Genomic DNA, 6524 nt, shown 5'->3' with positions numbered 1-6524 from the left:
AAAGACAGCAGGAGCGTCAGTCAGGCGAAGAGTCAGACCCCCAAGCGGTGCCATGGCCAATCCTCACTGTCAGGCGTTGCGGGCGGATGGGCGTACGCCGGTACGGCATGCCGGGGTACGGATGCGTACGCCGGTACGGAAACGCCGGGGTCAGATACGCACACCGGTACGGAAACGCCGGGGTGCAGATACGCACGCCGGTACGGAATTATCGGGGCGCGCACGGCTTTCCGGCCCTTCTGACGCCGTACGTCAACGCGCCGATGCGCCCGCCACCCGCCCCCAGCTGGATGTTTGATATCGCACCCGGCTTTCTACGGCACAATTCCCCCTTGTACGGGACAAGTTGATGACGGTGGCGGGCGGTAACGGACGTGGCGGTGGATGCGGCGGGCGGGATGACCGGTGCGGGTGAGCCGGGGGAGGGCGCGGAGGGCGCCGACGGCGGCGAGTGCCGCTGCGGGCAGTGTCCGCACGGCGCCCGCGTGGGGCACCGAGAGGCGGTTGCGGCGTTCGTCGCAATGCGGGAGGACTTCGCCGCCGGACGCGGGGTGCCGGCCGGGCTTGCCCGCTCCGCCGGCGCCTCCCGGCAGTGGGTCTCGGACGAACTCACCCTCTCCGCACGCGAATTGACCAAGCGGCGTGCGGCCGAGCGGGTCACCTGGCTGACGACGGTACGACGACGCACCCTGCTCGGCGTCTGGGGCGCGGTGGTGGCCGTGCTGCTCGGACAGGCGCTGACCGCCCTCGCCCATGGCTGGACGGCGACCCGGACGGCGGGGCTGCTCGCGGCCGTCGTACTGGCGCTGGGGGTGACGGCGGCGGCCTGGTGGCACCGGGCGCACGGCGGGGCGCTGGCACCGCTGATCGGGGAGGACGGTCGGCTGTCCACCTCACGGACGGTGGCGGCCGGCTGGGCGGGTGCGGTGCTGTACGCCGTCCTGACGCTCGCGGTGCAACTGGCGCTGGCCGGCACCCCGGACGCGCGGCGCACCCTGCTCCAGGGCCTGGCGTTCGCACGGTCCGGCTCCCTGCTGACGATGCTTGCGGTCGCCTGCGGGGTGGCCGTGCTGGCGTACGGGCTGGTCGGCGCGCGGGTGCGGTCCGGGTGGCTGCAGAAGGTGCCCGCGGAGCGGCCGCGCGCCGCCGATCTGCTGACGGACGACGCCGGGCGCGGCAGCTTCCTGGACGTGCAGTACGTCCTGGTGAACGCCGCCGTCCTGGGCTGCGCCCTGGTACGGCTGGCGCGGCAGGCGAACGAACTGCCGCAGCTGCCCTGGGGGCTGGTGCTTCTGGCGGGGCTCTCCGGGACGACCTCCCTGTTGGGGAAGCTGGTGACGGGCGGCCGACCGGTGATCCTCTCCGTGGTGCGCTCCCGTGAACTGGGCGACCTCGCGGCCCCGGTCCGCACCGGTGACGACATCGAGATCCGCGGCGCCGGCTTCGTCCCGCCGGGCGCCGGCACGCCCGACCGGCTCGCCCGGACCGTGGTGCGGATCGGCGATGTCCATGTCCCCGTCCCCCTGGTCCCGGTGGCCGGCGGCTTCGCCAATCCCACGGACGGGGTGCTGACGGTCCCGGTCCCGGTCGATGTCGAGCCGGGCCGGGTGAAGGTCCGGGTGATCACGGCCGCGGGGGTGGAGACGGCGGGCTATCCATTGGACATCTTGGATTGAGTGGATTGAGGGGTGGCGGTGTTCTCCGGGGGCGTGGTCTCCGGACTCCTGGATTCCCGGATTCGCGGACTCCTGGTGTCCGGCTCTTCGGGGCGGCGGGGGGAGGGGCGTCTCGTCTGTCGGGCGGTCCCCTCTGACGGCCATGGTCGGCAGGGCCCTCCGCGGTGGCCTGACGGCCGGGGCGTGACCGTCAGGACGTGACGTTTCTGTGTGCCCCGGCCGCCGGAAGTGCATCCGTCCGTTGAACCTCTTGCGCATGTGCATACGTATCTCCCCACGAGGCGCGGGCGCGGGCACAATCGTCTGCGCCCGGTGGCAACGGAGAGGCGGACGTCATGGTTCATGCGAATCGCACGATGGGTGCCGAGTTCGGAGGTGCGAGCCTGGACGGCCCCGCCACCGGAATGCGGGGACAGTGGGCGCGCCATGCGCTGCTCCCCTTGCGGCTCTTTCTGGGCGCCACCTTCCTCTACGCAGGCATCGACAAGCTGACGGACCCGGCGTTTCTGTCCGCCTCCGGTGCGGGGTCGCTGGGGGAAACGCTGCGCCAAGTCCATGATGCGGCGGCGTTTCCGCAGCTCATCGACCTTGCACAGCAGAATACGGTGATGTTCGGCTATGCCATCGCGGCCGGTGAACTGGCGGTCGGCCTGGGGACCTTGGTGGGCCTGCTGGGACGGCTGGCGGCGTTCGGCGGTGCGCTGATCTCGCTGATGCTGTGGCTCACCGTGAGCTGGGCGACCACGCCGTACTACTACGGCAACGACCTGGCTTACCTGATGGCCTGGGTGCCGCTCGTATTGGCCGGGACACCGAGGTTCTCCCTGGACTCCGCCCTCGCGAACCGTCGCAAGCGGCACGGGGCGCAGCTGTACGGCTAGGCGGGCGGCGCTCTGCTGGGTGGCGGAACGGCCGGGTGTGGCGTCCGTCGGGATGTGAGGGCGGTGCCGGCGGGGGTGTGAGGGCGCTGCCCGGCCAGGAGGGTGTGCGCCTGGTCAGGGCGGTGTGACGGGCGGTGGGTCGGTGGGCGGTGTGCGGTGGCGGCGGGACGAGGTCCAGGCGGCGGCGATGCCGGAGAGGGCGAGGCCGACGGGGAGGGCCAGGAACAGCCAGAGGCCGGGGGCCTGCCAGAGGCCGAGGGCGTCGAGGCCGTAGCCCACGCCGACGGTGAGGGCGGCGAGGCCAGCGATGAGACGAGCCGGTTCGAAGGGGTGGCGTTTCACCGGGCGGCTCCCTGAGGGGTCGGGGCGGTCGGCGCGACGGGGGCCGGCGGGGCCGAGTCCGGCGCGAGGCGTTGGATGGCGACTTGCCCGGCGCCGATATGGAGGTCCAGATCCACCGAACCGCGCGGCTTCTCGCCCTTCTTGAGGCCGTCGGCGGGCAGGGTGATGGTCCGCTGCCGGTCGCCCGCGGACAGGTCCACGTCGTGCGGTGACTCACCGGGGAGCTGGACATCGCCGAGCCCGAGCGAGACATGGAGACGCGCGCTGACTCCCTGCGGCAGCCGCACCTCCAGGCGGCCGAAGGCCACGTCCACGCTGGTGTGGACCGTACGGCCGGCCTTGAGGGGGAGGTCACCAAGGTCCAGCGTGCCTTCCCCCGCCCCGACCTCGTAGTGCGGCCGGACGGCACCGACGCCGGTGGGCGTCCACGTGCGCTTCTGCCAGTCGGCGGTGAGGTTGCGGGGCATCACCGCCGCCCCCGTCAGCAGCAGGGCGGTCAGTACCACCAGGAAGACCGTGCCGCCGCCCGTCCGTCCGTACCAGGCGCTGAGGACGAGCCCGAGGCCGAAGGCGGCCAGTGCACACGCCAGCCCGGCCTGGAGGGACGGGACGAGGCCGTCCTGCCGGGAGACGGCGAGCGCGGTGCCGCCGCCGACGAGCAGCGCGAGCAGGAAGGTCCAGCCGCCGATCGACCGGCCGCCGTGGCGAGTTCTGCGTGGGGCGGGAGGGGTGCCGTGCGGCGGCGCGGAGGGGGCGCCGGGCGGATGGCTCCCGCCGGTCCCGGCGCCGTACGGTGCGGTGGGTGCGCCGGTGCCGTGCTCGTACCGGTAGTTGATGTCGAGCGGGAGCGGGGTGTTGTCCGGCCCCCACAGGTAGGCCGGACCGCCGGCCTCCCTGGAGCGTGGGTCGCGCCACCAGGAGGGGAAGGCCGGTACCGGGGGCGCCTTGGTCTCGGGCGGGGCATCGGCGACGGCGTGTGCGGTGGCGGAGTCCAGCGACTCCGGGTCCTGCGCCCCCATCTGCCGGCGCCGGCGCGACCAATAGGCGGAGCCGGCCACCGCCAGCATCAGCATGATGGCGAACGGCATCATGCTGCCCTTGCCGAGCGTGGTCAGGAACAGCCCGCAGCCGACCAGCGCGAACAGCAGGGCCGTCAGTGCCGAGCCCTCGACCCGGCCGGAGAGCAGCCTGCGGCCCTCGTTCTCCTCCTCGCCGTCGAGGGGGATGAGCAGCCAGGCGAAGCCGTAGACGATGAGCCCGAGGCCGCCGACGGAGAGCACGGCGAGCACGATCCGGAAGATCACCGGATCGAGATCCCACTGCCGGCTCAGTCCGGCGCACACCCCGCCGACCACCTTGTGCCGCCGGCTGCGGCGCAGCGGGGCAGGCGCCGGGGCGGGACCGGCGGGGCCGGCAGGGTCGCCGGGCGCCGGTTCCTCGACGGGGGCTGTATCGCTCATGGGCCCATGGTGACAAGGAACGCCTGGCCGCGGCATCGGTGAAAACCCTGGCGGATCCCTGAGATCTGCGGCCGGCAGCCCCGAGGCGCCCCAGGGGGTGGTGAAACCCCTCGTGGGTTCGCATATGACCCCGGGCGGTTGCCGCGACATGAAAGAAGGGCGTGTACGTGTGGTGGCCAAAGGCCTGTCCGGGCGCGGTGGCGACTATCGTTGCGCCCTGGATACGTACGGGGCTCCGGAGGGGCGTGCGGTGACGGAGGCGGCGTCGGTGAACGAGGGGCGACTGGTCGCCGGGCGATATCGCCTGGTTGAACGGATAGGCCAGGGCGGTATGGGGACCGTCTGGCGAGCCCGGGACGAACTCCTCGGGCGCCAGGTGGCGGTCAAACGACTGCACGTCTCGCCGCAGCTCGAAGAGGACGAACTGGCAACGCGTCATGAGCGCACCACCCGTGAGGCGCAGGCCGCGGCGCGTATCAACCACCCCAATGTGGTGGGGGTGCACGACGTCGTGGACGACGCCGGGCTGCCCTGCATCGTCATGGAATACGTCCCCTCCACGACTCTCGGCGATGCCATCAAGGAAGCCGCACGGGCCGACAGTTCGCTCACCCCGCGCGAGGCCGCCCGTATCGGCCGCGGCATGATCGCGGCGCTGCGTGCCGCACACTCCGCCGGTGTGCTGCACCGGGACGTCAAGCCGGGCAACGTCCTGCTCGGTGAGGACGGCCGGGTCGTGCTCACCGACTTCGGTATCGCGGTCGCCAGCGGGACCTCGACGCTCACCAAGACCGGTGAGCTGGTGGGTTCCATCGACTACTTGGCGCCCGAGCGGGTCAAGGGCGGAACCCCGGGGCCAGCCTCCGATCTGTGGGCGCTGGGCGCGACGCTCTATCAGGCGGTCGAGGGACGTCCCCCGTTCCGGAAGAACACCGCGGTCGAGACGGCCTACGCGATTGCCATGGACCCGCACGAGCCGCCGTGCAACGCCGGTTCGCTGGCCCCGCTGATCGAGGCGCTGCTGGCCAAGGAGCCGCAGGACCGGCCGTCGGCCGAGGTCGTCGAGCAGGCGCTGCGGGCCACCGAGGCCGAGGTGGACACGGCGATGGTCGGCTGGCCGACGCTGGCGCTGGGCACGGTCGGGCGTGGCGCCCCGGACTCGGCCGCGACGAACGGGACGACAGAGGCGCCGACCCGGGCGGTGGCGCCCATGGGTGGGGAAGACGCCGCCCCGGAGCACGCCGCGAACGGCACCGGCACACGGAACGGCACCGGCACACGGAACGGCACCGGCACCGGCACCGGCACCGGCAGACGGAACGGCACGGGCACGGGGACGCGGAGCGGTACCACTGCCGGTACGGGCGCGGACGCCGGTGGCGAGGCAGTGACCGGTCCGGTGGCCGTCCCCTCCGGCAGCACGAAGCCCCGTAAGCGGAGGGGCGCCCGGATCGTGGTCTGGACCGTCGTCGGGGTGCTGCTCGCCGGCGGCGGGGTGGGCACGGCCTGGTACCTGACGCAGCGCGACGACACCGGCGTGGCCAACGAGGCCTCGGACAAGAACGTCCCGGCGCGCCCCCGCGTTCCGGACAACAAACTCGGCCCGCCGCCGGCTCTCCCCGCCGGCTACCGCAAGATCACGGAGTCCGCGCTCGGTGTGACCTTCCCGCTGCCCGTCGGCTGGAAGCGGCAGGTCAGGGACAGCGGACGGGAGATCATCTACTCCTCCGACGCCGAACGCGCCCAGGTGACTCTCAGCGTCCTGGACTTCTCCTCGCCCGACCAGGTGCAGCACCTCACGGACGTGGAGGATTCCTTCAAGAAGCTGTACCCCGTCTACTCGCGGCTGCGGATGCAGCCCACGAGATACCAGGGCGACCCCGCCGCGATCTGGGAGTTCACCTTCCAGGGACGGGCCCGTACCTTCCGGGGCGTCGACCTCGGGTTCGGCCGCGAAGGCGCCAAGGAGTACGCGATCTGCGTGACCGCGCCGAAGGACAACTGGACCAAGTACGAGCAGCTCTTCACGCACATCAAGGACGGCTTCCGCAGGTCCGATCCGACCGGCTGACGGCCGGCACCCGACCCGGGGCCGCCGCCCACTCCGACTCCGGGCGTCAGGTCCGGAACCCCAGGCCCGGCCCCGAAGAGCCGTACACCAGGAG

General features: G+C 72.4%; 5 protein-coding genes. 3 read left to right on the top strand and 2 right to left on the bottom strand.

Annotation, left to right across the window (positions count from 1 at the left end; translation table 11 throughout):
- Positions 1–398 precede the first annotated feature (398 nt).
- A complete protein-coding gene (locus EST92_RS30460; RefSeq protein ID WP_129283904.1) occupies positions 399–1676 on the top strand; it encodes a hypothetical protein in 1278 nt (425 codons plus the stop codon).
- A 335-nt stretch (positions 1677–2011) separates the two neighbouring features.
- Entirely contained in the window at positions 2012–2557 is a 546-nt protein-coding gene (locus EST92_RS30455; RefSeq protein ID WP_129283903.1) for a TQO small subunit DoxD, read from the top strand.
- Positions 2558–2671: 114 nt separating this feature from the next.
- Here EST92_RS30455 and EST92_RS30450 read toward each other — a convergent pair whose 3' ends face one another.
- Both EST92_RS30450 and EST92_RS30445 read right to left on the bottom strand, forming a co-directional pair.
- Positions 2672–2899, bottom strand: a complete 228-nt coding sequence (locus EST92_RS30450) for a hypothetical protein (protein ID WP_129283902.1) — start codon at positions 2897–2899, stop codon at positions 2672–2674.
- The gene (locus tag EST92_RS30445; protein WP_129283901.1) at positions 2896–4359 is read right to left on the bottom strand and encodes a PspC domain-containing protein; all 1464 of its coding nucleotides are present in this window, start codon (positions 4357–4359) and stop codon (positions 2896–2898) included. The genes EST92_RS30450 and EST92_RS30445 overlap by 4 nt, the downstream gene beginning before the upstream one ends.
- Positions 4360–4627: 268 nt before the next feature.
- Between EST92_RS30445 and EST92_RS30440 the strand changes: the two genes are divergently transcribed.
- Positions 4628–6430, top strand: coding sequence for a serine/threonine-protein kinase (locus EST92_RS30440; RefSeq protein ID WP_275540909.1), 1803 nt, complete (start codon positions 4628–4630; stop codon positions 6428–6430).
- The last annotated feature ends 94 nt before the right edge of the window (positions 6431–6524 follow it).

The organism is Streptomyces sp. TM32 (assembly GCF_004122755.1).
GTDB lineage: Bacteria > Actinomycetota > Actinomycetes > Streptomycetales > Streptomycetaceae > Streptomyces > Streptomyces sioyaensis.
Note: the sequence above shows the minus strand (reverse complement) of the source record. Positions and strands in the feature narration are given on the sequence as shown.